The sequence below is a fragment of the Lyngbya confervoides BDU141951 genome, assembly GCF_000817775.3.
Lineage (GTDB): Bacteria > Cyanobacteriota > Cyanobacteriia > Thermosynechococcales > Thermosynechococcaceae > Lyngbya > Lyngbya confervoides.
The window spans coordinates 8,693-34,186 of the sequence record NZ_JTHE03000028.1; the positions used below are offsets into that span (position 1 = coordinate 8,693).

Annotated in this window: 30 protein-coding genes; 9 read left to right on the plus strand and 21 right to left on the minus strand. The window is 54.3% G+C overall.

The annotated features are described in order from the left end of the window. Positions 1-693 (minus strand): hypothetical protein (locus QQ91_RS04220; protein WP_201277319.1); only part of this gene is annotated, 693 nt, incomplete at its 3' end. A gap of 197 nt (positions 694-890) precedes the next feature. Continuing rightward, positions 891-2,477, minus strand: a complete 1,587-nt coding sequence (locus QQ91_RS04225; protein ID WP_166280434.1) for a calcium-binding protein — start codon at positions 2,475-2,477, stop codon at positions 891-893. Positions 2,478-2,977: 500 nt separating this feature from the next. Here QQ91_RS04225 and QQ91_RS04230 point away from each other — a divergent pair, with 500 nt between their 5' ends. Next, positions 2,978-3,619 (plus strand): hypothetical protein, encoded by a 642-nt coding sequence (locus QQ91_RS04230; protein WP_166280436.1) that lies wholly within the window; start codon positions 2,978-2,980, stop codon positions 3,617-3,619. Positions 3,620-3,679: 60 nt separating this feature from the next. Here QQ91_RS04230 and QQ91_RS04235 read toward each other — a convergent pair whose 3' ends face one another. After that, the gene (locus QQ91_RS04235) at positions 3,680-4,273 is read right to left on the minus strand and encodes a hypothetical protein (protein ID WP_166280438.1); all 594 of its coding nucleotides are present in this window, start codon (positions 4,271-4,273) and stop codon (positions 3,680-3,682) included. A gap of 236 nt (positions 4,274-4,509) precedes the next feature. Between QQ91_RS04235 and QQ91_RS04240 the strand changes: the two genes are divergently transcribed. Next, positions 4,510-5,811 carry an NAD(P)/FAD-dependent oxidoreductase gene (locus QQ91_RS04240; protein ID WP_166280440.1) on the plus strand — a complete coding sequence of 434 codons (1,302 nt, stop codon included), beginning with the start codon at positions 4,510-4,512 and terminating at the stop codon, positions 5,809-5,811. Between the two features lie 246 nt (positions 5,812-6,057). On the opposite strand, the gene QQ91_RS04245 is transcribed toward QQ91_RS04240, so the two are convergent. The 10 genes from QQ91_RS04245 to QQ91_RS04290 form a co-directional block, all read right to left on the minus strand. Next, the gene (locus QQ91_RS04245) at positions 6,058-6,891 is read right to left on the minus strand and encodes a fatty acid desaturase (protein WP_166280442.1); all 834 of its coding nucleotides are present in this window, start codon (positions 6,889-6,891) and stop codon (positions 6,058-6,060) included. Positions 6,892-7,138: 247 nt separating this feature from the next. Then, positions 7,139-7,801 carry a Na(+)/H(+) antiporter subunit B gene (locus QQ91_RS04250; protein ID WP_166280455.1) on the minus strand — a complete coding sequence of 221 codons (663 nt, stop codon included), beginning with the start codon at positions 7,799-7,801 and terminating at the stop codon, positions 7,139-7,141. Further along, positions 7,798-8,448: a DUF4040 domain-containing protein gene (locus QQ91_RS04255; protein WP_166280457.1), complete on the minus strand. Its 651-nt coding sequence runs from the start codon at positions 8,446-8,448 to the stop codon at positions 7,798-7,800. The genes QQ91_RS04250 and QQ91_RS04255 overlap by 4 nt, the downstream gene beginning before the upstream one ends. Continuing rightward, on the minus strand, positions 8,441-8,719 hold the full coding sequence (locus QQ91_RS04260) for a monovalent cation/H(+) antiporter subunit G (protein ID WP_166280459.1): 279 nt from the start codon (positions 8,717-8,719) through the stop codon (positions 8,441-8,443). The genes QQ91_RS04255 and QQ91_RS04260 overlap by 8 nt, the downstream gene beginning before the upstream one ends. Further along, complete coding sequence (locus QQ91_RS04265; protein WP_166280461.1) at positions 8,716-8,967, minus strand: hypothetical protein; 252 nt, start codon at positions 8,965-8,967, stop codon at positions 8,716-8,718. The genes QQ91_RS04260 and QQ91_RS04265 overlap by 4 nt, the downstream gene beginning before the upstream one ends. Further along, the gene (locus tag QQ91_RS04270; RefSeq protein WP_166280463.1) at positions 8,964-9,353 is read right to left on the minus strand and encodes a Na+/H+ antiporter subunit E; all 390 of its coding nucleotides are present in this window, start codon (positions 9,351-9,353) and stop codon (positions 8,964-8,966) included. Before QQ91_RS04270 ends, QQ91_RS04265 begins: the two co-directional genes overlap by 4 nt. Continuing rightward, on the minus strand, positions 9,350-10,777 hold the full coding sequence (locus tag QQ91_RS04275; protein ID WP_166280465.1) for a cation:proton antiporter: 1,428 nt from the start codon (positions 10,775-10,777) through the stop codon (positions 9,350-9,352). Before QQ91_RS04275 ends, QQ91_RS04270 begins: the two co-directional genes overlap by 4 nt. Continuing rightward, positions 10,774-11,115 carry a cation:proton antiporter subunit C gene (locus QQ91_RS04280; protein ID WP_166280467.1) on the minus strand — a complete coding sequence of 114 codons (342 nt, stop codon included), beginning with the start codon at positions 11,113-11,115 and terminating at the stop codon, positions 10,774-10,776. Before QQ91_RS04280 ends, QQ91_RS04275 begins: the two co-directional genes overlap by 4 nt. Before the next feature lie 4 nt (positions 11,116-11,119). Continuing rightward, the gene (locus tag QQ91_RS04285; protein ID WP_166280469.1) at positions 11,120-12,544 is read right to left on the minus strand and encodes a cation:proton antiporter; all 1,425 of its coding nucleotides are present in this window, start codon (positions 12,542-12,544) and stop codon (positions 11,120-11,122) included. A gap of 113 nt (positions 12,545-12,657) precedes the next feature. Beyond that, a complete protein-coding gene (locus tag QQ91_RS04290) occupies positions 12,658-12,867 on the minus strand; it encodes a hypothetical protein (RefSeq protein ID WP_166280471.1) in 210 nt (69 codons plus the stop codon). A 290-nt stretch (positions 12,868-13,157) separates the two neighbouring features. On the opposite strand from QQ91_RS04290, the gene QQ91_RS04295 reads away from it, so the two are divergent. The 4 genes from QQ91_RS04295 to QQ91_RS04310 all read left to right on the plus strand — a co-directional run bounded on the left by QQ91_RS04295 (position 13,158) and on the right by QQ91_RS04310 (position 16,306). Continuing rightward, positions 13,158-13,757, plus strand: coding sequence for a zinc ribbon domain-containing protein (locus tag QQ91_RS04295; protein ID WP_236096067.1), 600 nt, complete (start codon positions 13,158-13,160; stop codon positions 13,755-13,757). Positions 13,758-13,772: 15 nt separating this feature from the next. Next, complete coding sequence (locus QQ91_RS04300; protein ID WP_166280473.1) at positions 13,773-14,774, plus strand: N-acetylmuramoyl-L-alanine amidase-like domain-containing protein; 1,002 nt, start codon at positions 13,773-13,775, stop codon at positions 14,772-14,774. Positions 14,775-14,986: 212 nt separating this feature from the next. Next, positions 14,987-15,316, plus strand: coding sequence for a hypothetical protein (locus tag QQ91_RS04305; RefSeq protein ID WP_166280475.1), 330 nt, complete (start codon positions 14,987-14,989; stop codon positions 15,314-15,316). A 99-nt stretch (positions 15,317-15,415) separates the two neighbouring features. Beyond that, on the plus strand, positions 15,416-16,306 hold the full coding sequence (locus QQ91_RS04310; protein ID WP_166280477.1) for an alpha/beta fold hydrolase: 891 nt from the start codon (positions 15,416-15,418) through the stop codon (positions 16,304-16,306). A gap of 1 nt (position 16,307) precedes the next feature. On the opposite strand, the gene gorA is transcribed toward QQ91_RS04310, so the two are convergent. Beyond that, positions 16,308-17,660 (minus strand): glutathione-disulfide reductase, encoded by a 1,353-nt coding sequence (gene gorA / locus QQ91_RS04315; protein WP_166280479.1) that lies wholly within the window; start codon positions 17,658-17,660, stop codon positions 16,308-16,310. 230 nt (positions 17,661-17,890) lie between these two features. On the opposite strand from gorA, the gene QQ91_RS04320 reads away from it, so the two are divergent. Next, entirely contained in the window at positions 17,891-18,649 is a 759-nt protein-coding gene (locus tag QQ91_RS04320; RefSeq protein WP_166280481.1) for a DUF2459 domain-containing protein, read from the plus strand. Between the two features lie 246 nt (positions 18,650-18,895). Here QQ91_RS04320 and QQ91_RS04325 read toward each other — a convergent pair whose 3' ends face one another. Further along, positions 18,896-19,078 (minus strand): hypothetical protein, encoded by a 183-nt coding sequence (locus QQ91_RS04325; RefSeq protein ID WP_166280483.1) that lies wholly within the window; start codon positions 19,076-19,078, stop codon positions 18,896-18,898. 32 nt (positions 19,079-19,110) lie between these two features. Between QQ91_RS04325 and QQ91_RS04330 the strand changes: the two genes are divergently transcribed. After that, a complete protein-coding gene (locus QQ91_RS04330; RefSeq protein WP_166280485.1) occupies positions 19,111-19,689 on the plus strand; it encodes a DUF4360 domain-containing protein in 579 nt (192 codons plus the stop codon). Positions 19,690-19,880: 191 nt separating this feature from the next. On the opposite strand, the gene QQ91_RS04335 is transcribed toward QQ91_RS04330, so the two are convergent. Beyond that, complete coding sequence (locus QQ91_RS04335; protein WP_166280487.1) at positions 19,881-20,276, minus strand: hypothetical protein; 396 nt, start codon at positions 20,274-20,276, stop codon at positions 19,881-19,883. A 228-nt stretch (positions 20,277-20,504) separates the two neighbouring features. Here QQ91_RS04335 and QQ91_RS04340 point away from each other — a divergent pair, with 228 nt between their 5' ends. Beyond that, positions 20,505-21,533 (plus strand): trypsin-like peptidase domain-containing protein, encoded by a 1,029-nt coding sequence (locus tag QQ91_RS04340; protein ID WP_236096068.1) that lies wholly within the window; start codon positions 20,505-20,507, stop codon positions 21,531-21,533. 35 nt (positions 21,534-21,568) lie between these two features. On the opposite strand, the gene QQ91_RS04345 is transcribed toward QQ91_RS04340, so the two are convergent. The 5 genes from QQ91_RS04345 to QQ91_RS04365 all read right to left on the minus strand — a co-directional run bounded on the left by QQ91_RS04345 (position 21,569) and on the right by QQ91_RS04365 (position 25,424). Beyond that, positions 21,569-22,381 carry an alpha/beta fold hydrolase gene (locus tag QQ91_RS04345; RefSeq protein ID WP_166280489.1) on the minus strand — a complete coding sequence of 271 codons (813 nt, stop codon included), beginning with the start codon at positions 22,379-22,381 and terminating at the stop codon, positions 21,569-21,571. A 12-nt stretch (positions 22,382-22,393) separates the two neighbouring features. Further along, a complete protein-coding gene (locus tag QQ91_RS04350) occupies positions 22,394-23,116 on the minus strand; it encodes a lysophospholipid acyltransferase family protein (RefSeq protein WP_166280491.1) in 723 nt (240 codons plus the stop codon). Between the two features lie 188 nt (positions 23,117-23,304). Then, a complete protein-coding gene (locus tag QQ91_RS04355) occupies positions 23,305-23,664 on the minus strand; it encodes a rhodanese-like domain-containing protein (RefSeq protein WP_166280493.1) in 360 nt (119 codons plus the stop codon). Positions 23,665-23,787: 123 nt separating this feature from the next. Next, positions 23,788-24,486 carry a cytochrome b N-terminal domain-containing protein gene (locus tag QQ91_RS04360; protein WP_166280495.1) on the minus strand — a complete coding sequence of 233 codons (699 nt, stop codon included), beginning with the start codon at positions 24,484-24,486 and terminating at the stop codon, positions 23,788-23,790. Positions 24,487-24,500: 14 nt separating this feature from the next. Continuing rightward, positions 24,501-25,424 (minus strand): alpha/beta fold hydrolase, encoded by a 924-nt coding sequence (locus QQ91_RS04365; RefSeq protein WP_166280497.1) that lies wholly within the window; start codon positions 25,422-25,424, stop codon positions 24,501-24,503. Between the last annotated feature and the right edge of the window lie 70 nt (positions 25,425-25,494).

The window sequence follows — 25,494 nt, forward strand, 5'->3', positions numbered from 1 at the left end:
CAGATAACTAGTTCGATTACCATTGCTATCATAAGTTGATTTTTCAATAAATCTACTGTCAATGATGCCATCTCCATTATAGTCAGATTCACTCAGATAACTAGTTCGATTACCATTGCTATCATAAGTTGATTTTTCAATAAATCTACTGTCAATGATGCCATCTCCATCATAGTCAGATTCACTCAGGTAACTAGTTCGATTACCATTGCTATCATAGGTTGATGTTGATTTTTCAATAAATCTATTGTCAATGATGCCATCTCCATCATAGTCAGATTCACTCAGATAACTAGTTCGATTACCATTGCTATCATAGGTAAATTTGTCGACAATCTTATAGTCAATAATACCATCGCCATTATCGTCATATTCATTCACCGAGCCAATTAGATTACCCTTCTTGTCGTAGGTATGATCTACAGTGGTTCTAGAGTCAACATTGCCATCACCATCTGAATCATATTCACTCAGGTAACTAGTTAGATTGCTATTGCGATCGTAAGTGAATTTTTCATTCGTTTTAGAGTCAATAATACCATCGGAATCATTGTCGAATTCAGTCACCGAGCTAGTTAGATTGCCATTGTGATCGTAAGTAAATTTTTCAGTCCTTCTAGAATCAATAATACCATCGGAATCGTCGTCGAATTCAGTCACGATCACCTGGTTTTTCAATAGAAAATCAGCCATTTTCAGTTTCTCCTTAAGACCGCATTTGGCTACACTTTTAGAGTTTCTTACGACTGAGAGGCTGTTTGAGAAGTGTTCAACTCATTGCACACGCCCCCATTCCGGTATGCCCGGAGGGCTTTAATCTCTCAAGCTTGGGGATCGGGGGCGAATGCAGAGTCTGGAGAGACGTTTCAAACCACCTCTGATTTTGAAAATTAGATATTTCCGATCGCCTTGATAATATTTTTATCAAGATTGATGCTAATAGCCTCTGGCTCAACACCGACCAAGGTCAGTACATCTTGCTCATTAAATTTTATTTGAGTGGCTAAAACTCCGCTTTCTAAAGGTAGCTCAGCGACTTCTGGGGACTCATTAAACCCATTGATATAGATTAACTCATTTGTTTCCAGATCAAAGATAGTATCTTTTCCGAAACCACGATTGAAGATAAATTTATCCAGACCTTTATCGCCCCAAAGCTCATCGTCGCCACGCCCACCATTAAGGCAGTCTCGACCATTTCCACCTACTAATAAGTCATCTCCATCTTTCCCGAAAAGCTTATCATTTCCGTTTTTGCCATCCAGATAGTCTCCTTTAGAAGTTCCCCTGAGGTGATTGCTCTTGTTATTGCCTTCAATTGGATTTAGTAAGTTGTAAGTTATGTTTTGTTCAAATCCTTTGGCAGGCAGACCTCCACCAAATTGGACAATCTGGGAACTACTCGCTAATTTAAGCCCGAAGTAGTAACCAGTCTGTACAAAAGGCACCACTAAATTTTCGTAGTTTGGATTTAGACTTAACAGTTCTGGAAATTTATATGGGTCTGTATTGGTATCAGATGCTTCAGGATTCAAAATAAGATCTGGATCTGCTAAAAATTTAGAGCCAGATAGTTCACCAGTATGACGAGGGAGGAGATCATAACCCACATCATCAGTTTCTTGTCGATAATCTTCAATATTTGCAGGAGTAAAATCTTTGCCATTTACGAATAAAAATTGGTCTTCTGGGAGAAATGTACTCGAAAGATATTCGAGTCCAGAATTATATACTTCTTCAGGAGTAACAAATTTCCTAGGGGTTATCCCACTTGTCTTTAAATCTTCCGCATGTTTCGGGGTTAATGCATAACCTCCTGGGAATTCATTAGAAGGACTAGTACTAGTATCATCTGTCGTGTTATCAAATGCGGTATTAATAAAGGGTGCAAAATATACGGAATTAGGCTGTGCCACAATTGTCCGCTCTACAGATTCGGATCCAAAAAGTCCGCCCAAAAAATAAACTCCTTGTGGCGAACGTGCTTGGAATTTCTCGTGGCTTTCTAGGGTACCACGTCTGCCTCGGGGATCTTGGAGATCACCAGTCGAGAAGAATGGCACATCTCCTAAAGGCGTAGAAAATACTATAGACCACCATAAATCAGCTAATTCCTGCTGCGTCAGCCCCTTAATTTTTTGATCGGCAGGTAAAATCTGTGTTCTCTGCTTTTTCTCCTTCCAGATCTCCTTTTCGTTGTGAGTTTCTAGGAGATCGACATGTGAATCCTGATCCATCCTTTCTTTTCCTAGGCCAAAGTCATTGCCTTTGGGTAGATCCGCCTTTAAAGATTTGGAATATTCACCCGGATTAGATGTTTCCAAGTGATTCATCCAGACTTCCTGCTGTTCTCCAATCAGAAAATCGCCTTCAAGCTTAGAATCAAACTGCTTCATCCCTCGACGACCTAACACCTGCTGACCCAGCCCCCCGAATCCTTTGTCAGCCATCAAGTCCTGAATAATCTCCGCGCTCATGCGTCCGCTCCACAATTAATGAACTGCATTCGGCAAGATCGGTTTCTTCTAAATGACCTAAGGGCAGAAAAATCTCTTGCCACAAAATATAGTCTCTATCCTTTCAAAAATTGTCAATCTGAAAAAGTCGGAAACTCCTTGCTAAAAGTCGGAATATTTTCAGGTCAATCACTACAGGGGTCAACAGCAGAGGGGACACGTCCAGATCGGGAATGCTGCTAATCTCCCCCTGAAAAGGGGATTTCCGCTAGCTTGATCGATCGCTCACCCAACCTGATTGCCGAGGTAGTCTACCGCCTGTTCCGTATTTTCTAGAGCAAGCCGCCGCCGTTAATATTGCCGCAAACCTCTCCGTTCAAGATTTTTTAACTGTAATCAACAGCATAAAAAAACCGAGTAATTCATTAATTAAATATGTAGATTGACTCGGAATTTCAGGGAAAGACCTAAGATTAATCCCAATCCAAGCCCCTCGATATACCCTTGGTTGAGAATGAACGATGAGTAATTCCTCAAACCGGAAAAACAAGGTATTTGACTACCGTGCGCTCAGATTATTGATGGGCATCATTGCCCTTGCCTTGCCCTTTGTCGTGAGCATTTTGTCCTCAAGCCCCTTGTCTTCAATCAGTGCGTCCTACTACACAGAGGCAAGGGATATGTTTGTGGGAATGCTGTTTATTGTGGGCAGTTTTCTGTGGGCCTACAATGGCAACTCTAAAACAGAGGCGATCGCCAGTGACGTAGCTTCGATTGCGGCCATAGGGGTGGCGATTTTTCCCACCGCTTGTAAAGATTGCCCAGGCAGCCCCACTGCCACCCTTCATTACCTCGCGGCGGCGCTCCTGTTCGTGATTCTGGCTTACTTTTGCTTCATTCCCTTTCGACAAGACATCAAAGGAAAGCGCGGCAAAAAAGGACTCCGCAGCAAAATCTACCTGCTCTGCGGGACCACCATGATTTTGTGCATGGCGGCAATGGTAATCGCCAATGCCGTGCTTCCCGGCGATGTAGTGGAGTCTGCCAAGATCATCTACTGGGGAGAAGCGATCGCCTTGGGAGCCTTTGGAATCGCCTGGATCGTATCCGGGAAAGCCTCGCGCCTGATTGCGGAGGAGGATGAAGTCCTGCACCTCTTCTAAACTGCCCCCTGAGGCTAAACCGCGCCCCGATGCAAGCAAATTCACGCGCTAATTTACGCGCTAATTCACGAGCAGTCGCTCAGCATTCCACAGCATCTGAATCTCTTGCAGATCAATGGAAAACATCCGTCGCACCTCTCCAATACACAGGTGGGCATACTGCTCAAAGTTAACCCGGTGCAGATTCTTCTGCGGCACCTTCTGACCGTACATCACCCCTAGATCGTAGGCCTTAAAGTGAGACCGATTGAACCGGAACTTTTGCGGGAATAGGGCCGTGGACAGGACCTTATACCAGTAAATGTGATGGGGACGCAGCCGATCACAGTTCCCCATGGTAAATCCCACCACAAAGGCCTCATCCCAGAGCGTAATTCCCCGATTCAGCAGCAGATGCAGATAATCATGCCCCTTTAGATCCACGCTGCCGGGAAAAGCAATCGGGCTTTTGGGATTTTCCAGCAGTCGAATCGTGAATGGAATGGCTGATTGTTCGTCAAGGACAAACCTGTCGTAGGCTTCAACCATTCGTAAATCGCCAATGTCGGTGTCTGCCGTCAGGGACAGTAACTGCAAATCCGGCTGCCGTACTGAGCCAGGATTATCACTAGAGCAGCAGTCTTGGGCGGGAAGGTCAGCAAGTTCGTGGGTCATGGTTACTCCGAATCAAGCGCCAATAGGAGAATCCCTGCGCCCATTGAAGGTGAGACAGTCCTATTGACTGATTTATTCCCAAAAATAAAAATAATCCAGACTCATTTCCACCGTGATTCTGCGCAAAGTCTTGTATAACTTGAAGCGATCCAGAGCAGGGACGACGGGACTAGGCCCCATTTTGTATCATCGGGTCACTGGCCCTCGGGTCACTGGCCCCTTTATTCCTCAGAAGCATGTCCAAACGCCCCAAGATTATCGTGATTGGTGCCGGATTCGGTGGCCTGCAAACGGCCCTTTCCCTGGGAGGGGCTCCCGCTGAGGTCTGGTTGGTCGACCGCCACGCCTACCACACCTTTGTGCCCCTCCTGTATCAAGTGGCAACCGCCACCTTGGTTCCGGAACTGATTGCCCTGCCGGTGCAGACCCTGACGCGCCGCCATCCCAATCTGCGCTTTGTTCACGCCGAGGTCCAGGCCATTGACCCGCGCCACCAGCGAGTCGAGACGAATCGCGGCTCCCTAGACTACGACTATCTGGTTCTAGCCACCGGCAGTCAGCTACGCCTCCATACCCTCCCCGGCGCCGAGGACTATGCACTGCCCCTGGGAACCCTGGACGATGCCATTCAGCTGCGAAATCATATCCTGGGATGCTTTGAGCAGGCCGCCTGGGAATCCAATCCCCATAAGCAGCAAGAACTATTATCCTTCACCATTGTGGGGGGAGGCACCACCGGCGTGGAAATGGCCGGTGCCCTGGTGGAGCTGATGCAAGGAACCCTGCGCCGTGACTATCCCCATTTAGATCCCCGCTTGATTCGCGTCACCCTCCTCCACACCGGATTAACACTGCTGGCAGAATTTCCACGGCATCTGGGGCAATATACCCTGAAGCGACTCCGGAAGATGGGCGTCACCGTGCATCTGGGAACAAGAGTGGAGGCCATTACCGCCACCGCCGTGCATCTGCAAGAGGGCACGCAGATCCATACCGCCACCGTTATCTGGGCCGCTGGGGTCACACCTGTGGTGCCAATCAGCGCTCCGACGCTCCAGCGATCTCCCAGTCAAAGGCTTCAGGTTCGCCCCACCCTGCAGCTGATCGATCATCCTGAGATCTATGCCATTGGCGATGTGGCTGAGGTGCAGGGACGGGGACAGCCCCTTGCGGGCGTCGCTCCGGTAGCCCTGCAACAGGGTGTGGCCACGGCTTGCAATCTGCGGCGGCAGATGGCGCAGCGCCCCTTACGCCGTTTCCGCTACCTGAATAAGGGACGATTGGCCATCATCGGCGGCTATGCGGGCATCGGTCAAATTGGCCCGATTCCACTGGTGGGAGTTATTCCCTGGTTGATGTGGCTGATGGTTCACTGGGTGTATCTTCCCGGTTACCTGAGTCGTCTGCAAGTCTTACTCACCTGGATCAATGCCTATCTTTGGGGGGACCGTACGGTGCGGCAGCACCTCGGAGCCAGCACTTCTCCACAACCCGATTCAACTGCCGTGGCGGACGCCTCGTTGCCTCTCCTGGACTAAGCTGAGAGAAGAAAACAACACAGGGAAATTTCTCTGCAATCAATGGGGCTGAGTTTGGCCAGGGCAGCAGATGGCTTACAATCCTTTTTCACAGGCAAATCAACGGCTGTTTGTAAAGATGCACCATCGCTGGCGGAAACAGCAGCGTCGGGAGCAAATTTTGCGATCGCAGGTGGGCTTTCTGCCGCCCGATCCCTCGGACCCACCCTTACCCTGTCGCGGGTGTCAGCACTACCATGGCGTGGCCTACGGCTCTACCCCGGTAACCCGCAGCCGGTTAATCTGTGCCATCCATCCACGGGGCTGGGAGGCTAGTTTGGTTTGCCCAGACTGGCAGGCCGACTCCTGATTCGCCCCCTGAATCCGGGGCAGATCGAACCAGGGAACCGTGGGAAACCGATGGTGGGCACCATGATAGCCAAAGTGATAGCAGGCTAAAAAGGAAAGCCAGGGGGGGTAGGCCAGGCTCTGAATGCTTCCCGGAACCGAACTCCCAGTGCGGCGGTGGGGCAAATAGGTGCCAAACAGGAACAACTGCACCGCGCTGATCACCTGGGGCAGCACCCAAAAGAGGAGAAAGTGGGGAACTGAACCCACCCCGCAGGACTGGAGGGTCACTAAAATCAACAGCCAAATCCCCAGTAGCACCAAAAATTGTCCCAGTGAATAGTAGGCTCGGATAAAGCGAAAATACCAGAGCAGCGGGCGATCGCCCGGCGCGTGAAAATCTGGATCGCGATCTTGTCCCGGAAAGCGATGGTGTTTTCCATGGTTTTGAGCACAGTGGTCGTAATCAATCAGCCCATATAGCCCCAGGAAAATTTGGCCCACGGTGCGATTCCAGCGCCAACGGCCGGGAAACAGGCTGCCATGCATGGCATCATGGGCCACCACAAACAGGCCCGTATGGAGGAAGGCGCGAACCGCAATTAAACCGGCGATCGCTTCCGGTCGCATCGCCCCTAGCGATCGCCCCATAACCGCTAAGCTCGCCATCCACAGCAGGAGAATGATCAGCGCCCAGCCGGGGCCTTTCCACAGCGGTCGCGGCATGTTCGAATCCGGGGAAGTCGTCAACATCAAAACTATTCATCCAACAGAGCCGAGGGAAGCTTGCCCCCGTTCCTTTGACTTTAACGGGTTCACCGGCCAGGGTGACGAATCCACTCCCGGTCAGGTCGCCAATCCGTGGAATGCCCCCAGAAATCCCCAATCCTTCTGTCAGGCGGGTTGGATGAGCAGGACCAATCTTGCGGCGCGCGCCCCGACTTGGCACAGGCAGGTTTCTGACTGCCCCAGACCCGCAGCAATCAGGTCGCGATCGGCCCTAGATTAAGCCTCGATATCGGATAAACAGCAGCACAGCTGCCCAGGCGCCGAGGGTGACCTTGGCCGCAACCAACAGGTTCAGGATTGGAATCCAGCCGCCGCTCAGCAGTCGGCCTAGTTCTCCGTGGGGCAGTTCAATCCCCAGAAGACTGAGAACCGCGATGGCGATAAAAACTAAGACCGAAACCTTTTCAATCACCGCAGCGTTCCAGCGCCGATAAATGCGCTCCATCCAGGTGGAGGAAGCGGTAATGGCAATCAGTCCAATGGCCGTTCCCCCAGCAACGCCCGCTGCAAATCCGCCGCCAGGGCTCAAATGCCCCCGAATGGCCAGTTCAATACTAATCAAGGCGGCAATCGTGGCGCCCAGCCTCGCCAATACCACCGATGGATGATCGGTAAACTGGTACACCGTGGTGGTGGGCTGTTCATTGGCCAGCAGATAGCGAACGCCCATGATCGCCAGGGTAAACACGATCACCTCAAACACCGTATCGTAGAGGCGATTTCTAAAAATAACGCCCGATACCGCGTTTGGCACGCCGCTATCTTCTACAATAGCGCTCACAATGTCCAATTCGCTTGTTTCACTGCCCAAACTGGGAACCAGCAGCATTTTTAGATAAAACAGCAGTCCCGCCACGATATAAATCCACTTCATGCTTCACCTCCCATCTGTAGATTGGGCGCACCACCGCTTGGGTCCACAGCGGCCGAGGACGCCGGAGAGGGTGAGACCGAGGCCTCAGGGAAAACCTGCACCAAACGCACCCCTTGCGGGGACAACTGCGGATCTAGCAGTTCAGCCAACCGCTGCACTCGAACCTGGCACTGGTAAGACGCTGAGTCTGAGGGGCCATCCGAGGCCTCCCCCTCCGGTAACCGCACCAAAGTGGCATGAACCTCTCGCTTGCGCAGGGCCGATTGTAAATCCTGGATCTGGCTGAAGGGCACCAGTTCCAGACGCAGATGATGGCTTGAAATTGCCTGCTGCATGGTTGTGATCAGCTGCTGACCTTCTTGCGTCTGGGCCAGGGACGCTTGCCCTTCGGTTTCTAAAATCCCAAGCTGCATTCTCAACGAAGATCGCACAGCAATCGCATAGAGGGTAATCGAGAGCATCGTCCCCACCAGCGCCTCGGTTAGGGCCACATCCGCGGCTCCAAATAGGGCATAGACCAAGGCCGCCACCGCCCCGAGAATTCCGCGAATCACCAGAGCATGGTAGGGATTGGTCTGCACCAGTAGCAAGCTTGCGGTCAGGGGCATCAAGGCCGCGATCGCCAGAATGTAAACCTCCTCAGTCATTTTGCCCTCCAGAACTGGAACAGTAGGCCAGAACGTAGCCCAAAACCGTATTCCAAATCGCCAGGGAAAGGATCGCCAAGAGGAGCAACGGCCATTCCCGCGAAATTTTAAGCAACAGCCCTGTAATAATACTCATCGATCCCAGGGTATCGGCAACGGAAAGACTGTGCAGCTTAAAGAGCACCGAACGACGGCCCAAAATGGGAAGCGTGCCCCAGAGCCAAAACAGCAGCCCCCCGCCAATACAGACATCGCTAAACCCTTCAATCATGCTTCGTTCATCCGTCTGAGAATATGGGCCAAAAGCATCAAGGCGGCATTGCCGACGCTGAGAATCAGCACTCCCACCACGCCAATCATCCAGTCATCGCGCAGCACAGAAATGACCAGAATCATCACTGAGGTCTTGGTGGCAATACTGGCAAAGGCCAGCATTTTAGGCCAAATGCTCTGACTGCGACAGGCCTCTGCGATGGGAATCAGCAGAATTAAAATCATGGCAAGCAGAACCCAGTTCATGGGGCATTTCTCCGGGTAACGCGATGAACCTCATACCAGCCGTCTTCCTGATATTGGGTGACGATGGACTTGGGCGTAAAAGTAATCAGAAAAATATCCAGGAAAATCAGCCCCGGAGTCCGATTCGGCTTGACCCGCTCTCGAACCATTTTTTCGTGGCGATGGGGACGCAGGATCATCTCAATGGCCTCGATGTAGGCGACGGGAATGGCAATCAGAATGTCCCAGGCAACCCGCAGGCCATCTTTGAGCACGCCGGGAGCCGTAGCGCGACGCGGTAAAAGCAGCGCAATGGCTACCCCAATAATGATATTGGCAGGACTCAAATCCGCGGTGAGCAGGAACCAAATGGTGAGCCGCAGAGCAATATCGAGAAAGCCAATCATGCCCACATCATCCAGAAAAGTAAGGACAACACCACAATCATCATGCCAATCAGGTGATCAAAGCGCTCCAGCAGCCGGGGGAGGCGCACGCTCAGCCGTCTGAAAACCAAGCCATAGGCGAGCCAACCCAACCCAATCGTGATCAGCGGCTTGAGGGTACTGGTCAGGGTATAGGCCTCATAGTAAACCCCGTTGGCCAGAATTAATCCCCCCAGCAAAACGGCCATCGCCGGCCAGAAGCCTGGTTTGAGGTCTGCCTCGCCACCGTGGGGCAGGAAAATAAATTTAGCAAAGGAAATCGCCGTCCCAAAGGCGGCAATATTCATCCCAATTCCCTGCCAGGGGAGCAGATTTTTGAGCGTTAAAACCTTGGCCCCAAACCCGGCCAGCAGCGGAAACCCCGAAATGGAAAAGCTGGCGATCGCCAGGGCGATCCAGAGGGGTAGAGCAATGGGCGTGTGCTTGAGCACCTTAAAATCGCGGCTGGGGAGGTTCCCCGCCACCAGAAAGAGCGCAGCCTTCACCAAGCCATGGGTGAGGGCGTAAAACCCGCCCACCTCAGGGGCCGCCAGCACAAACCCCAACTGGGACACCGTATGAAAGGCCAGCATTCGTTTGCTGTCCTTGGAAAAAACGGCATAGCCCACTCCCAGCAGCGCCGTGGCCACCCCAAATCCCCGAATCAACGGGTCGAGGTCAGGCACCATCAGGGCAAAGCGCACCAGCGGAAACACACCGGTTTTCACCACCACCCCGGAGAGCATCGCCGACACCGGAGTTTCTGCTTCTGCGTGGGTTAGCGGTAGCCACAGCCCTGAGATGAAGATGCCTCCCTTGCTGAGTAGGCCAATTAAAATAAGGGCGATCGCCTCGTTGGAAGCATTCTGGAGTCCGCTAAAGGCAAAGGACTGGTTCTCTTGATACACCAGCACCGTCCCCAGCAGAAAAAACAGCATGGCCGTATTGCTGACAAACAGATAGCGTAACCCCACCCAAATGGATCTTTCGCTGCGGGGATAGGCCAACATCAGAAATGCCGCAATGCCGATCACCTCTAGGGCCACGTACAGACTCATCAAATCGGCGCAGATAAACACCGCGTTGACACTGCCGTGCAGCAAAATCGTCTGAGTGTAGAAAAAGGTATTGTCCTCGCGCCCCCAGCAGTAAAGAATCACCGCCAGGGTCACCAGGGCATTGGTGACAATAAAAAAGCCGCTGAGGGCATCGACCTGCAGCGTCACCCCAAAGCGATCGATGAGCTGCAGGCTCAGGGAGGTCGAAGTTAGCAAGGGAATCATCCCGTAGCCCAAGGAGGCAATGGCCACTCCCAGAGCCAGGCTGCGGTCCAGGCGGGGCAGCAGATAAATGCTGAACCCCACCCAAAAGGGCAGCGCAATCCAAACAATCGTCAGGGCAGTCATGGCGTGTAGTGCTGCTCGATATCGCGGCTGTCCAAGGTGGGATTATCCCGCGCCAGTTTCATCACCGCCACCAGCATCAGGGCCTGAATTGAAAATCCAATCACAATGGCTGTGAGGATCACAGCCTGGGGCACGGGGTCTGCATAGGCCACGTTCTCCTGAGACCCAGCAATGGGCGTAAAAAGGCCGCTCCGAGAAGCCACCAGCACGTAGAAGGCAATCACCCCCGTGCTCATGACGTCCATCGCGATAATTTTCATCATTAAGTTTTTTTTCAAAATGATTCCGAAAAATCCGCATAGGATCGTGGCAAAGATAAATGCCTCTAGAACGGCCATCGGTCTAATCCTCCAAGCGCACAAGCTCTACCCCAGGGGTAACTTCCTCAACGGCCAGCTCATTCTCCCGCGATTGGAAGGCCCACTGCAAGAGGGGCGGAGCCAGGAAGGTCGTGAGAATGACCATGACAATAATGGCAGCTTCCAGGGGCTTACTGAGCACCCCGCTAGCTGTACCGATTCCGGCGAAGACCAGACCCACCTCCCCGCGGGGAATCATGCCGGCCCCAATGGCAAAGCGGTTAATCCCCGGTTGCCCAAAGACGGCCCACCCCGTTACGAGCTTGCCAACAATGGCGATGGCAATTAGAAATGCGGCCAATCCTAAGCCAGCGCGATTGTCTGCCACCGCAGGGTTAAGCACGCTCAAGTCGGCCTTAGCCCCCACCGACACAAAAAAGATCGGCACCAGCAGGTCAGCGATGGGCATCACCTGCTGATCGAGCTCCTTGCGTTTATCTGTTTCATCGAGGACCAGGCCTGCGGCAAAGGCACCCAGAATCGCTTCCAGATGAATCGTGCTTGCCAAGATGGCCATGACCAATGCAAAGGTACAGGCCGGAATCAGCAGCGCTCCGCGCGTTTGCAGCCGCTCGGCAATGGATTCAAAGCTTTTGTTAAAAAACTGTCCCAGCAGAATGGCTCCCAGCAAAAACCCGGTGGCGCTCAGGATCAAGTAGGCCACGTTGAGCAGGTCCACTTCCCCGGTTTTGGCAAGGCTAGCCACCACTGCCAAAACAATAATCCCCAACACGTCATCAATCACCGCGGCCCCGACAATAATCTGTCCCTCCCGCGACTTGAGATGTCCCAGCTCCGAGAGGACTTTGGACGTAATGCCGATACTGGTCGCGGTCAGGGCGGCTCCGGCAAAGATGGCGGGAATAACGGGCACGTGGAAGAGGGCAATCAGCCCTAAGGTGCCCAGGGCAAAGGGCGCGCTCACACCCACCACGGCCACCACCGCTGCCTGGTATCCCACCTTCCCCAGTTCACGCAGGTCAGACTCTAGACCAATCTCAAACAGCAGCACAATCACCCCTAGCTCAGCGAGGACGGAGATCACCTCGCTCTGGCTCTCGAAGATGGTCGCGATCGCCTCTGGGGTGAGGTGTCCCAGCCACTGCACCAGGGTCATGAGCTGAGAATCACCTGCAGCGGCGCCATTTTCAGGAAATACCAGCAGGTGCAGCGCCGAAACCCCGATCACCACGCCCCCCACCAGTTCTCCCAGCACCGGAGGTAAATTAAATCGCTTGGACAGCTCCCCTCCCAGCTTACTGGTGAGGTAAACCACCACGAGACTGAGCAAAACACCAATCAACACAAAGGGGGCCGTATCCGCCGCTGGCACCGTGGCCAATGGCGAGGGCAATCCCCATGGAATTGCGCTGATAGACGGAAACTGTAACTCAGTTGCAGTCAGCATGATCAATACCCTCAAACAACCTCATGCAAATCTTTATGCAAATCTTTGGACAAACTCTGTTGTGAGCGGTTGACTGCCTCGCTCCTCCTCTGGTTTTGGCGGTTTACGATCCTTTAAGGACGCAAACATCGGGCCTGCACCCAGCCCAAAACCAGCACCTCCAACCCCAACTGGGCCGAGGCAGGGGCGATGGCAAACCCCCAGAGACCCGAAAAAACGCTCGCACCGTAGATAGAAAGTCCGTAAACCTGATCAATTCGGCTTACGCCCTTCCCTAGCAGCACCAGCCCACAGGCCGCAACCACAAACAGAAACCACGCCATTTGCTTCTCCTCCCCTGGATAAATCCTGGATGTCCACCGATGGCTTTCATAGAAATCAATCAATAAATTGATTATCTACTATTGAATTATATAAAAGCATAGATCTTTGTCTTTATGATCTCCAGGGCCTGAACATTCCTAATGGCTCTAATAAGCCGAGATAATTTGGGAAGCATTCCGAAAGGCCGACGTTCCAGACGCGATGCCCCCCAGAATGGACCTAAGCCTCAGGCTTGCAAGCGGCGCCTTTAACAAATCTCCCTGGGACCCTTTAAGGAAACCCAGATAGAATGAGAATGCTTGAAACCCGCTGGGGAGGCAATGCCATGGTGTACGTTTGCGATATCAGCACAGGGCAAAAACTGTATCTCACCTTTCAAGGTGAACAAACCACGGTGATTTCAATCCTGAGCGCGCCGGGGCAGCAGCAGCAGTCGAGCCAGTCCTTCCGGACCGGAGCCTGGACTGAGCCACCCCAAGTTCTGCGATCGCCCCAGGGCATCTTCATCACGCTACAAACGGCGCAAGGTCCCCGAGTGATTCAGGTGCAAGGACAAACCCTCCAGGCCGCCTCATCGCTGCCGCCGCTCCAGCAGGCTGAACAGATTCAGCTAACGGAAGCGGCCACGATGCCAGGACTCTCCGAAATCCCTCCCTTGGAGCCGCTGCCGCCCATGACTCCCCTGCCCGCGATGCCGCCCCTACAAATGGGCAACATGAGCCTCAAGCCCATGGAAATGCGCATGGGCAATATGGAAATGCGTATGGGACAACCCCTGACTCCGGCAGCGCAGACGGGGCCCCGGCGTAATTTTTGCTCACAATGTGGTGCCCCGGTCCAACCCAGCGATCGCTTTTGTTCTAGCTGTGGCCACCAGTTTGATCCTTAGGGCCGGGGAGAGAAAATGCTCAGAACAATCAGCCTCTGGGGGCTCACGGCAGCATTTAGCCTGGGGGTTCTCCCCATCTCGGCGGCCCATCGGCCTCGCATCAGTGCAGGGTCCATAGCCCGCCAGACTCCTCAGCGATCGGCTGGAATCTGGCTGCCGAGGGGGATGATCCAGTCCCGTACTGCTCCCCTTGCCTCCGTCCTAACGGCCCGCGATCGCCAGCAGTTTGACCAGATCATGGCCACAGCACAGCAGCAGCGGATCTCCGCGCAGCCCTACGGTCAAATTTTGCAGCACTTTGCTATGCAGCTGCTCGGACGCCCCTATCAGGCGGGGCTGTTAGACCAGTCCTCAGCGGAACCCCTCGTGGTTTCCCTCACCCAGTTCGACTGCGTGCTGTTTGTGGAGACGGTGCTGGCCCTAGCCCAAAGCTTCGTGAGCGCCCCAGCCCGCCCTTCCGCCGAGGTATTCACGCAAGCGATCGCATCCCATCGTTATCGCCAGGGGCAGCGGCAGGGATATTGCAGCCGGTTACACTATTTTTCAGACTGGATTGAGGACAATCAGCAACGGGGGCAGGTGCAAAACTTAACGCGCCAGTTCGGGGGGCGATCGCACCCCACCCCACTCCAGTTCATGAGCCGTCATCGGCAGCAGTATCCCCAGATCACCGACCCCGACCTCTACAATTGCATTGTGCAGATGGAAGATCGGCTGGCCTCCGTGTCCCGCTTCTACATCCCCACGCCACAAGTTCGCCAAATTGAGGCGCAGCTCCAGCCTGGCGATATCATTGCCGTCGCGACGGCAGTTCCCTATCTAGATGTCACCCACACGGGTTTGATCTATACTGCCCCAACGGGTAAACCGGGTCTAATTCACGCCTCACCCGGCGGGTCCGTTCGACTGGCCCCGGATTTGACTCGCTATCTTCAGCAAGTGGACAGCGCCCTGGGGATCATGGTGGCCCGTCCCGTTCCTCCCTCCGCCCCTCGCCCACCCCACCTCGACCCTTAAGGGACCACCGCGCTCACAGCCGCCGCATCTAATCAGCAGAAAGCTCAGCAGAAATTCATCAACCCCTCATACCGCTATCAGCCCTCGGGGCGAAGATATTCATACCGCCGAGATTTCGAGAAGATAATCCCAAACAGAGGGTCCAAGAGTCTCCTCCTATCTTTAGGGATCTCGCGAGATTAGAGCATCCCAATCCTGACGAGGAAACACCCATGAAGATCGTTAAAAGCTATGGTCGTTTTACACTTTTGACCTTAACGACCCTCTCAATCCTGGGAACGGCCACAACGGCTGCCCTGGCTGAGTATACAGTGGTGATCCGAGGACCGAACGGAGCAGCCCATGTGGTTCAAGCCGATCATCTTCCTCTGGATGCAAAGATGCGCGTCCCCACTTCTCCCCACACCTTTCCTCGGATTGTAGTGCGCGGTCCTGGAGGCGCCAGCCACATTACCGCTGAGTCTAAGACGATTCCCAACTATCAAATCATTTCCTATCCGAAGGTCATGGATTCTACCCCCATTGGCGGCGGATCCAATTAGCCGCAATTCTCCTTCTCCTGCTGTCCAACCCTCCCTGGGAGGGTTGGACAGTGCCGCGCCATTGGATAAAATTAAGGCCTTGTAGTCTCCGCCCCCCCCATGCAGGACTCTGCCGCCAGGCTGACCCACCAGTTTCTCTCCGTCCAGGGCATCCGGTTGCACTCCGTCACCCAGGGCGAAGGTCCTCTGATCATCCTGCTGCATGGGTTTCCAGAATTTTGGTACTCCTGGCGACATCAAATTCCTGTGTTTGCCCAAACCTACAAGGTTGTGGCGGTGGATTTGCGCGGTTACAACGAGAGTGATAAACCTTTGCCGCAAAGCGCCTATGAACTATCCGTGCTGGTGGAGGACATCCGGGGCATTCTGGAAGCGCTAGGCTACGACCGCTGTATTCTTTGTGGACACGACTGGGGCGGTGCCATTGCCTGGGAATTTGCCTATACCTACCCGAACCTGCTAAATCGATTGATTGTGCTCAATCTCCCCCATCCGGCTCTCTTTAAGGCCGGATTTTTCACACCTGCGCAGATCTTAAAGAGCTGGTATATTTTCCTGTTTCAGCTCCCGGTTCTTCCAGAGTGGCTGTTAAGTCGCGACCATGGGATTCTGATTGCCAAGATTCTCAGCCTCAGCGCCAGGGGAACCAACCCCTTTAGCCCTGAAGATCTGGCGGCGTACCAACAGGCCGCCACCACACCCGGCGCTCTAACTGCGATGTTGAACTACTATCGCAATCTACCCCGCAGCATCCTGCGATCGCGGCAGTGGGGATTGCTGGAGGTTCCCACCCTGCTGATCTGGGGAGAGCAGGATGTGGCATTAGGCCGGGAACTAACCCTGGGCACTCACCGCTACGTACGCGATCTCCAGATTCGCTATATTCCGACCTGTGGCCATTGGGTGCAGCAGGAAGCCCCCCAAGAGGTCAACCAATACATTCTGGATTGGTTAGCCTCGCCGCTGGGTGATCCACAGCGTCCAGCCTGAGCTAGCCACCCTCCATCGTGACCAATTCCTCGGCTGTGGACGGATGGAGCGGCATCGTCCGATCAAAATCGGCTTTAGTGGCTCCCATCGTCAGGGCAATCGCCACCGATTGAATAATTTCGGCGGCATCCTTGCCCACCATATGGACCCCCAGAACCCGTTGGCTCTGGCGATCGACCACCAGCTTGAGAAACGTTTTTTCATCAAATTCTGCCAGGCTGTAAAAGAGGGGTCGAAAGTAGGATCGGTAGACCTGAATATTCTGTTCCCCCAGTTTTTGCTGGGCCTGGGCTTCACTGAGTCCCACACTAGCGGCCTCGGGCTGACTAAAGATAGCAGTCGGAATGGCCTCATAGCTGACTGGATGGGCCGACGAGCCAAACACGGTATCCGCAAAGGCTCGACCCTGGGCGATCGCCACCGGCGTTAACATAACTTGATCAGTGACATCCCCCACCGCATAGATATGCGGCTGCTGGGTCTGGCCCCAGTGATTCACCGCGATCGCCCCAGCCTGGGTGGAAAGTCCAGCTTTTTCGAGCTGCAGCCCCGCCGTATTCGGGGCTCGGCCAGTGGCAAACAGAACCGCCGCATCGACGGTGATGGGCGGGTCTGCCTTAGAGAGCTGAATGTCAATTCCCGCAGGTTGTACATGCAGGGCCTCAACACTGGTGTGGGTCCTTAAATGCACACCCCGGTGAATGATTGCAGCTTGGAGATGATGGCGCAGATCCGCATCAAACTCACGCAGAATACTGGGACCGCGCACCAGTTGAATCACCTCCGTTCCCAGGGCATTAAACACCCCGGCAAATTCAACCCCAATGTATCCGCCGCCAATGATGGCAAGGCGTTGGGGCTGATCGGGCAACTTGAACAGATCGCGGGAGGTGATGGCATGTTCAATGCCAGGTAAATCGGGCACCACAGCTTCGCTGCCGGTGGCAATTAAAATGCGATCGCCCCGCAGCGAAACCTCACCCACCTCCACCCCATGGGGCGAGGAAAACCTTGCCTTGCCCTGAATCAGCTTCACCCCAGCCTGCTGAAGTCGCTGGCAATGGATCTGGCTGAGGCGTTGGACTTCCTGCGCAATGCGATCGCGCAGCACCGACCAGCGGAAGCGAGGCAAAGAGGCATCCCAACCATAGCCCTGGGCATCGGTATACCAATGGGCACATTGAGCCGCATACACCATGAGCTTTTTAGGAATGCAGCCGCGCACAACACAGGTTCCCCCCACCCGATCTTGCTCTACAATGGCCACCCGTGCGCCGTAGCTGGCAGCTCGCTTGGCTGCGGCCAGTCCCCCAGATCCGGCTCCGATTACCAATAGGTCATAATCCTCAGTCATGACGCCGTCCTCCCAAACTTGCTCGCTCGCTCCCGCCAAAGGGGGGCATCGCGTCGGAATCCTGATCCCCCTAGCCTCCATTCTCCTATATTCAGAAAAAGTCTGGGGAAGCGCCCCTAGAACTCGGAGCGGCCCCCGAGCAAGTCAGGTAGCCATGGCCCAACCATCCCTTAGAGTGGAGTGAGAGAAAGCAAAATTCCCTTCTCTCCAGGGTTCTGCCCATCTGCCCCATGCGCCACAACCGTCCTCTCCACCTGCGTCTGATTCTGTTCCTTGGCCTGGGCTGCAGTCTGGCCAGCCTGGTTTATGGACTCTGGATTCTCTATGGCTCCAGGGCCCAGATTCAAGCGGCTGATCCCCCACAATCTCCCACAACCACGGTGTATGTTGCCCTCTACCCCGGATTCCACGCGAGCTTGCTTTTGCCCATTGCGACCGGGTACCGAGAATATGCCTATGGCGAATGGGGCTTTTATGCTCACTCCCAAGAGACACTTTGGGGAGGCCTGAAGGCACTGCTGTGGCCAACCCCTGCTACCCTTGGACGCCGCACCCTGGGGGGTCCATCCCCTGCGGATCCATCCCTGGAAATCGGGCATCTTAAACGCAGGATGGGAGTGGAAACGCTCCTTCCCATCCAGGTGGATCGAGCCTTGGCTCTGGACCTGAATCAACGGCTAGATCGCTTCTTTGACCCCACCTTCCCCAAAATTTACAATCCCAGCTATCGCCTGGAGTTTGTGCGACATCCCCGGCCTTACCATCTTTGGCACAACTGCAACCACTTTATCGCCGAGCAATTGCGCCAGCTCGGTGTTGCCGTCCAGGGTGACCCCATCGGGGGAAACTTTGTCTTATCCGTGCCAAACGGCACCCTTTCCCCTTCTCCAGCACCGGCTCAGGCGATCCCAGGGATCGGTTGCCACACCTCACCCTGCCTGCGAGTTTGGAGACAACGGGTGCAGGGCAAGGTTGCACAGTGGCAATGAGGGAGAGGGGGGAATGCCCTCTTCATCGAGGACAACATCCCCCGGTGACCCAAGGCAAAGTTTGGGAAAATTTTTTTCTTTAGCTGGGAACTTTTCCAACAGGGCCATCATCTTTAGGGCTTAACAGGTTATCCAAATAGCGATGGCAAGGCCCTTTGCAGTTCCCCAGGGTCAATAGGCTACTTTAACCCACCTATCGCTCAATCAATCTTTGGTATTGCCAGTTTCGTGGGGCTTCGCTGCGGGTTACGGCGCTGCTTCACGAACAATCGCCTGTTCCATTTCCAGCAATGGCCAGACCTGATTGCCAGGCTCAGGGTTTCCTAGCTGAGGATGGGACACCCGTTGGAAACTCACTCTTCCTATTTGGATATCGGCAGGGGCATCCCCATTGCCGACCTGTACGCTGCGGAGGAACCCAGCAGCCATGACCTTACCTGAACAATTCAAGGAGATGAACGATGAAACTACTTCCCATCCTGTTTGCTTCGGTGACCGCCCTCACCGCCTTCGTGAATCCAGCCCTTGGGAGCAGCAATCGCGTCGAAATTAGGGGTGCTAACTACGGCGGCAGCGGATGCCCGGACCAATCGGCCAGCGTCAGCGTCAGCCCGGATGGCCAGGAACTGAGCATTTTGTTTGATGAATTTATTGCCTTGGGCAACGACTATCAAGAAAGCCGGAAAAGCTGCAACCTCAGCATTCCCATTCAGGTTCCCCAGGGCTTTCAGATCTCCCTTTACGATGCAGACTACCGCGGCTATGTCTCTCCCAACACCAGCGGACGACTCAGGGCGGAATATTTCTTCGCCGGACAGCGGGGACCGGTGTTTACGCGCGTCTTCCGCGGAGAAACGGACTATAGCGTTCGTGATCCCCTCGTTACCGTGGCCGACGTTTGGTCAGCCTGTGGAGATAGTGTAAACATGCGGGTAAACGCCTCCATGATGGCCCGCGGACCAGGCATCGCCACCGTCGATTCCTTTGACCTAGCCCATCGAGGATTGGTCTATCACATTAAATATCGCCGCTGCCGCTAAACAGCCGCTGACCGAAACCCATCCACCGACCATGGGGAGGAGTTGAATCTGCCCATGGCGGGGAACCCTCGGGTCTGTCTGTCTGTGCTCGACCCGATCCGAGGGCGGGGGAACCCCTCGGAATTTGTGGTGTCGGTTAGGTTAAGACGGGTCCCTTGAGTCCACTTCCCCAACTAGGCGTAAACGAACCCTTAAAAGGGAAGCTCGTCAAGGTCAATGGCAGCGGTTTGTCGGTCCTCAAAAATCGATCTGGGGTCGGGAATCCGGCGCAGGGCAATCCGGCGCTGCCCCCCGATCTCAACGGTGCTAGCAATCTCTGCTAATCTTGCGGGCGAGTAAAGAGATCCGCCGCCGCTCGCCGGTCCCCCCACCGCACCTAGATATTGGCAAGGGATCTCGCCTAGGCTGATGGGGTGGGGCGATTGCCAGAGCGCCTGGGATCGATCCAAGCGACACTGCATCAACTCTGGAGAACCCTCTAGATCTCTAGCGCGTGTGGAAACGGGCTGAAATGGGCTACGGGCAGCGACAGGGTGGGCGATCGCGGTACTGAGGACACCTGCCAAAATAGCAACGCGCAAATTCATGGTCGTGCCTCCTAAATGCCTCGGCAAAGCACTCCCCACTGCCCCTATTATTGCCTAGCTAAAGCTGTAAAAACTCAACGTTTCTTGAAGTTCTTTTAAACTTTCCGGCCCTGAGAAGGATCCTGTGATCGCCATTACGGGCAAATCTGCGCCGTCGTTTAGCATAGATCTAGGGGCTATTTCAGAAACGATTTCAGCCAGATAGCGTAGCGTAGCATCCTTGAGACGATGAAAGGTTCCCTCACACTTCTACCATTTTTAGGGATGGGCGCCAGTGTCTTGATCACCGTGCCGGTGGTCATCGCGCCTGCACCCATCGCCCAGGCCCTCAACCCTCGGGAGGTGGGCCAAATTGCCCAGGCCATCACCGTCAGGATTGAGGGCCAAAATCCGGGGTCGGGTGTTTTAATTGGGCACCAAGACAACACCTACACGGTGCTCACGGCTGCCCATGTGGTAGCCACCGCGGACGAGTATGACATTGTGACCCCCGATGAGCAACGCTATTCCCTGGACTATCGCCGGGTTAAGCCCCTTCCTCAAGTTGACTTAGCCCTGGTGGAATTTACCAGTGATCAAACCTACACCGTTGCCGAGATGGGCGATGCCCGGGCTATTCGTCGTGGCGATGAGGTCTATGTGTCTGGCTTTCCCATGCCCAGCGCTGCCATTACTGAACCGATCCTAAATTTCTCTCCAGGTGCCATTACCGCCCATTCCACCCGTCCCCTGGCCGATGGCTATGCGCTGGTCTATACGAACCGCACCCTGCCAGGCATGAGTGGTGGCGCAGTGTTAGATGAGCAGGGCGACCTCATTGGCATTCATGGCCGAGCGGATACAGAGCAACAGGTGCAAGAAACGGCAACTATTTACTTGAAGACTGGCTTTAACCTGGGTATTCCCATTTATACCTTTCAACAGATCTCTTCTCAGACTGCACCCGTGGCCGTTACGCCTGCTGAACCCACGGCAGAGGATCTTTATTTGAGCGGCGGCCATAAGTCTCAGCAAGGAGACTATCAAGGAGCGATCGCAGATATTGACCAGGCCATCCAACTGGAACCAGACTTTGGCGAAGCATACTATCGACGCTATTACGCTCGCCAGCAGCTGGGCGATCCCCAGGCCATTGAAGACCTGCAGCGGTCCATTCAGCTCCTGGGAGGGGATCTAAATCGGGCCAGCCAAACCCTTGACCAAACGAATCAACATCCCATTTTCAATAAAAAGATCTGGAACCCTAACCTCCCATAATCTGGGCGGCCCGAATATCCGTCGGGAAAAGGGCCTTAAGCGCCGCTATTGATCTGAGAAGCGGGGCAGCGAGGAGCCAGAAACTCTGTCTGTTTCAGGATGCTTGCTAGACAAACCCCTGGTTCTAAAAGACAGGCATGGCCACTCAGGGGTAACAGAACGGTTTTGGCATCAGGAAGGAGTTGACTCAGACGGTGAGCCTCTGCTTGGGAATCCAGCAGCTGATCCGCACCTGAGGCAATAATTAATGTTGGCAATGAAAGAGCCTGAACTTGAGACCACTCTAGTTGGAAGCTACACAGCAAAGAGATTCGCCAAGCTGCACTTCTGGGAGTGACGGCCTGCATTGCCTGACGCAAAGCCTTCTGGGTGGATCGGGGCACTCGCCTCAGATTAATCAGAAAGGGGAGAAGTCCGATCGTTGCCGTAGAATAGAGCGCGTCGGGCATCCAGCTCACCAAATTCGCCCCCCAGCATTGCCAAGCCTGGCGGTGAAACGACGTCGCTGAGTTAATTAGAATTAAGCCATCTAGAAGTTCCGGGGCCTGCAGCGCGACCAATAACGCCAAACAACCGCCAAAGGATTCCCCCGCCAAATAGATTGGTCGTTGCGAACCTCGCTCTGCCTTCATCAAGGCAAGGGTCTGCTTCACCATACTTGACCAACCGGTTCTATCGTCCGGGGGAATGGCTAGAAAGCATAGATCAAACTCAGTTTGAAGATTGCCAACCTGCTGCTGCAGGGATAGCCCTGTTCCGTCCATGCCGGGCAGGAAAACAAGCAGTGGGCGCTGGGGCGATCTGTGCGTCAGAGATTGAAGGGTTAGGGCAGAGTCTGGGTAGGACATTTCAGAGTAAGACTAGACAAACCCTTCCTGGACAAGGCGATTCACCTCAGCATAGCAGGCTCGGGTGATTGTCCGCGCCAAGCGAGCCGCCTGACGTCCCTGGTACTGTTTCCGGTGCCGGGTCGTAATCCAAAGGGGCTGACCAATAGAGACATTCACCCGATGATAATGGACCGCGGGATGCCAACCAGGCTGATTAAACAGCGGTTCCGTGGGGTCGAACCAGCTAAACAGTTTCAAGGGGGCCAAAGGGTTAACGGTCTCAGAGAGCGCGGAAATGGCAATGGGCAAAATAGCTAGCTTGGGAACCGGTACCCGCAGTGCCAGGTGAGCAAACCCGCGATGGAAGGGCGTTAGCTCACGGGGCTGAGGGGTTCTCACCATTGGCTGGGCACCCTCAGGAAAAATCCCCACGGGCTGACCGTCTGAGAGGGCTGCAATGGCCTGCTCAAAGAAAAACTGACGGCGCGGCCCTGGAGAATCTAAGGGCAAACACCCCAGGGTCGAGATCAGATCCCGCAGACCTGGCACCTGGGTCATGTAGTGGTGACAGGCAAAGCGGACTGAGCGCGATAGGGCAATCATGAGCAAGGGAGCATCTAGAACACTGCGATGGTTGCTCACCAGCAAAACAGGATAATCGCCAGGAATTCGTTCACAGTGGCGAACGTTAACCTGGGTGCCAAAGCAAGTGAGCACTCCCTGGGACATCAGCAGTGGCACATCAGAGAACATAGAAGCAAGGCATATAGGACTGGATTTTGGCTAGAGCAATGACACAGTGACGCGACCCCTGCCCTACAGTCTAAATAGAATCTCTGGAGATAAAACTTCCCCAAATAGAATCTCCCGCTCAGCGTTGTACAACAAAGCGGGAGAACAGGTTCGGCCGAGACAGCAGAGTCGTCTAGCCACAAGTCAGGTTAGGCAGCTCCTTCCACTGATCCTCGAATTGCTTTCCAGGCAGAGAGACCGCCCTTTAGTTCAGCCACCTGCATAAAGCCATATTGACGCAGTCGCAGGGCAGCCTCAGCGGTCTGCTCATCAGTGGCACCGTAGACATAAATATCTCGATCCGCCTCCAGACTCTGGGATGCAGCGGCCACCAGATCAGACATGGGCATACAAATTGCCCCCATGATGTGCTGCTGGTTAAAGGTCTGCCGATCTCGGACATCGACAATGGTCAGGGCCGGCTCTCCCCAGTCCAGACGCTCCTTGAGATCATAGGGACTGGATTGAGGCTGTAAGGGCTTGGGAATGGGAATGAGTGAGGAAGGCATAACGTTAATGATTCAAAGTTTGAACGAACATTCACAGTGTAACGAAGTATAAACAAAAAGCAAACTTATGTTTAGGTCTATTGACATAGATGCGCTTTTTGTAGGTCAGGACAAAAAGATTCCTTATCCCTGACTCGTGACCGGGTCCACTTCGCTTCCGGATTCAGCCTGAGTGGCAGCCTCAGTGGCAACTTCAGCATCATCCACTAGGCGCTCCAGCTGTTGGAGCACAGCGTCTCTCTCCTGCTGCTCATGGACCACCAAGGCAATCAGGTGGGTCAAGGCCAATCCAATCGCCACCAAGGACAAAATGTAGCTGTGGATGGCGTAGAAATGAACCAGCGCTCTGGTATCCATGCCGCCACCGCCCAGTAGGACTTGATTAATCAAGGTTCCGAGAATGGGCAGGCTGCCCAGGGTACTCAGTTCAACCCGGAGCCGCCAGAATCCTAGCTGATCCCAGGGTAAAATCATGGCGGTCCAGCCCAAAGCAATGGCGCAGGCCGTGAGGGCAAACCCACTCACCCATGCAGTAAACCAGCTCCGGCGCGCCTGACGTCCTAGGAAAAGAATGGGAATCTGGACAAGGCCAGCAATAATTAACCCATTGCCAGCCCATTGATGCAGTCCAAGAATGAGTCGACCGCTTGTGAGCTGGGTGGCGATCCATTGCACAGAGTCGTAGGCTTTCCCCGCCGCTGGCTGGTAGTTAAATCCCACCAGTAGGCCCGAAAGCGCGGCCACTAGGGCCAGAGTCAAAATGGCAACGGACAGTAAGGTCGCAGCCCGTTGCAGCAAAAATTTGTACTGGATTGTATTCATGATGGCTAGGAGGCTCAATGATGCGATGAAGTAGAGGGAGGGGCGACCTGGAGCTGCTGGAGTAATTGCGCAATCAGGCCAATGGTGGTCGCCGGAACTTCGAGTTGGGGCGTGAGCCCCACGTGGTCCAGCTCTTGAAAAAACTGAATCGCCCTGGGATTGAGCGCGGCCAACCGTCGACCGAGACTGACGGGGGTAAAAGAACACTGCTGTCCCCAAATCATGGCTGTGGGCGTGTGCAGATCCCGAATCCAGGGAGCTAGATCGAAGCTGAGATGGCCCCTGACAAAGGACAGGGCACTATATTCGGCGTAGGGCTGCTGAGCACTTGCGGCGTAGGCTTGAACCATTTCGGGGCAAACCCGATTGGCCTGGGCGAACTGCCGCTGCTCTAGGAACTGACGAATGGCAGCCTCGTTGGCGATACCAGCAAAGTAAATCACGCGGTCGAGGATCGGGAGGCTCGCCAGCTGGGCAAAAAAGTTGGCGGTGCGGTCTTCCCCAAAATCGGCCAGACCCGCGGGCGAAATTAAAATCAGGGAGCGAAAGAGTTCGGGGCGTTCAACGGCCAGGCGCAGGGTCAAGGCAGCGGTTAGGGACGAGGCCACCACCGTCGCTGGGCCAGGGCAGGTTTGTGCCAGGAAGTCCGTAATCGAGCTGAGATAATCTTCAATGCGGTAAGCACGGGGCGATCGCTCGGAACGTCCCCAGCCAATTAAGTCCGGGGCAAAGACTCGATGGCTATGGGCAAAGGCCGGATAAACCTTTGACCATTCGTAGTTGGACGACCCACCTCCAAACCCGTGCAGGAATACCAGCGTGGGCCAAGCGGGACTGAGGTCAGCGGATTGCCACAGAGGTCCCCGAGCCGTGGCATAGACCATGGCTCCCAACCGGGTAGAGAGCGTTTTTTGTTCAAATCCGTGGGGAAGCAGCATAGGTGTGTCTCGGAGGGATCATCAGCACAGGAAAAAATCTAGCCAGTCTTGAAGGCCCCAAAACCCGGTG